Annotated in this window: 1 pseudogene; it reads left to right on the top strand. The window is 38.4% G+C overall.

Going from position 1 to position 1,360, the window contains the following annotated elements:
- Nucleotides 1-1,360 (top strand): annotated as a pseudogene (locus tag Q1553_RS04500) (glycosyltransferase); the annotation flags it as partial.

The following is a 1,360-nucleotide window of genomic DNA, read 5'->3' as shown; positions in this document are numbered from 1 at the left end:
GCACAAGCGACTTTGCAAGAATGCCTCCGCTCTATTCAATGCTTTGATGAAATCATATTACTAGACAATCAAAGCAATGATGATACCTTAAAAATTGCTCTCTCTTTCAAAGAATCTTTTCCCAATCTTCACATTCACACAAGTGAATTTATCGGCTTTGGGGCGTTAAAAAATCTCGCGATTTCTTATGCGAAAAACGATTGGATTTTACTCATTGACGCGGACGAAGTTTTGGAGCAAGATTTTTTAAACGAACTTAGAGAAATGCAGCTTGCAAAAGAAAATATCCTTGCCTTGCCACGAAAGAATCTTTATAAAGGCGAATGGATTAAGGCTTGTGGTTGGTATCCTGATTATGTTTTGCGCGTCTTTAACAAAACTTTTACACATTTTAACGACAATGCCGTGCATGAAAGCCTGATTTTAAGCCCAAACACAAAAGTCATTAAAGTGCAAAAAGGCTTGAAACATTACGCTTATGATAGCATTTATGGCTTACTAGAAAAAATGCAAAAATACTCCAATCTGTGGGCACAACAGAATCTGCACAGAAAAAGCTCTATGGGCAGTGCTTGTGTGCGGAGTGTGTGGAAATTTTTTAGGGATTATTTTTTAAAAAAAGGATTTTTGTATGGCTACAAAGGCTTTGTAATTAGCCTCTGTAATGCCTTAGGCGTGTTTTTCAAATATGCCAAACTCTATGAGCTAACACACAAGATTCCCACTTGTTCTTTGATTATCACGACTTATAATAGCAAGGATTCTTTACGCTGCGTGCTAGAGAGCGTCAAGAATCTTGATTACCTGCCGATTGAAGTTCTCATCGCCGATGATGGTAGCACAGAGGATACCGCACAACTCATCGGAGAATATCAAAAAGCTTTTCCCTGCCCGCTTTTACACATTTGGCAAGAGGACGCAGGATTCCGCTTAAATACCATACGCAATAAGGCAATCAATGCCGCAAGCGGAGAATACATTATTCTCATCGATGGGGATATGGTTTTAGAATCCCATTTTATTAAAGACCATTTGGATTTTGCAAAGCATAAAGTCTTTTTGCAAGGCTCTAGGGTTATTTTAGATAAGCAAACAAGCGAAAAAGCAATAAGGGGGGGGGCAGAATGAGAAACTCTCTCATCATTTTAAATCCAAACGATGCGCCTTGCTCTCTAGCCTTATTTACAAAACTTCTAAAGTTCAAGCAAATATTTTTGATAAAAGCGAGCTTATCAAGGGCGTTAGAGGTTGCAATATGAGCTTTTTTAAACAAGATTGGCAAGCCTTAAATGGCTTTAATGAAAACTTTAAAAGTTGGGGGCGGGAGGATAGCGAGTTTGTCGCAAGATTCCTTTTTAAT

The organism is Helicobacter sp. UBA3407, from assembly GCF_949747025.1.
GTDB classification, from domain to species: Bacteria; Campylobacterota; Campylobacteria; order Campylobacterales; family Helicobacteraceae; genus Helicobacter_D; species Helicobacter_D ganmani.
Note: the sequence above shows the minus strand (reverse complement) of the source record. Positions and strands in the feature narration are given on the sequence as shown.